Below are 1,165 nucleotides of genomic sequence, written 5' to 3' on the forward strand. Positions count from 1 at the left end.
CATAATCCTCTAAAAGCACTTTTTGCATAAATGCGTTAGGATTGATAATGTGTGTGGTTTGCAAGAAGTTTCTTTGTGTATTACTATGCTCTAAAAAGGTTGTTTTGATGTATTTTCCAAGACTTTTCATCGCAGTGCCGTGCCAAGTGTTGAGATAGAATTGCCCCTCTTTGCGAATGAAATAATAAGGAAAAGTGGTGTTATTGATAAGATATTTTGCACTTGCAAGATAACGCAGATACAAATCACTTCCGCGTTTGACGCAAATAAGATTCTTAAGCCTCCGATACTCTCTTTTGATATAATCGCTGCTTTCAATCACCCAAATATGCGTGAAATCGCTAAATCGCTCATCGTGCAATAAAAACTTAAAAATCGCATAAGGATTGCAGCTCATCAACCTCCCGTGGAAGCTCTCATACAGAATCGTTTTGTCGCGCAAAGGGAGGGATTCGTAATAATGCGTATAAAGTGCTCTTTGTTTAAAGCTTTGATTCTTCAAGGAATGTATCATTGTATAATCCCCCCCCCCCCGACTAATAGCGGATAGCTTTGGATTGTTTGGAGATTCAAAAGCACTTGGGCTGCGCCCTCAAAGTCTTGGAGGCAGGAGAGGCAGAATCCCAAACGATAAATCCAATAGTTATTCAAAGTATTGTTGCGATTGACACCTTGTGTGTAGGATTCTACCGCGCCTTTTAAATCTCCCATACGCTCTTGTGCAAACCCTAGCCGAAAATGCGTTTGCGGGTTTTGATAATTTAGCTTCAAGGATTCTTGATAATAGAAAATAGCATTTTGCCAATCATAAAGCCGCTCAAAGCTTTCGCCTATTTTTTTAAGTAGCAAATCATCAGAATCGCAAGAGTGCAGTTGCTCCAAAAAAGCACGATTTGCAAACTTCCAACGCTCTTTTGCAAAGTGAAAAACCCCGATTCCATATCTTTTGGATTCTAACTCCTCGTCTAATTTAATCGCCTGCGCATAGGCTTCTTTGGCTAATCCCAAACTCGCTTCGTCTGCTAGATTCTCATAAGCATATCCCATTTCATAATAAAGTTGCACGAGATTTTCCTTGTGTTCGCACAGCGCAATAGCTCTTTTGTAAGCTTTGACTGCTTTATCATAATAGTGCATTGCTATACAATCCTCTGCGAGATTTAGG

General features: G+C 39.9%; 1 protein-coding gene and 1 pseudogene. Both read right to left on the bottom strand.

Annotated elements, in window-relative coordinates:
* Positions 1-514 (bottom strand): CDP-glycerol glycerophosphotransferase family protein (locus Q1553_RS00295; RefSeq protein ID WP_300842651.1); only part of this gene is annotated, 514 nt, incomplete at its 3' end.
* A pseudogene (locus Q1553_RS00300) lies at positions 511-1,165 on the bottom strand (hypothetical protein); the annotation flags it as partial. The gene Q1553_RS00295 and the pseudogene Q1553_RS00300, both read right to left, overlap by 4 nt.

This window comes from Helicobacter sp. UBA3407, from assembly GCF_949747025.1.
Taxonomy (GTDB): domain Bacteria; phylum Campylobacterota; class Campylobacteria; order Campylobacterales; family Helicobacteraceae; genus Helicobacter_D; species Helicobacter_D ganmani.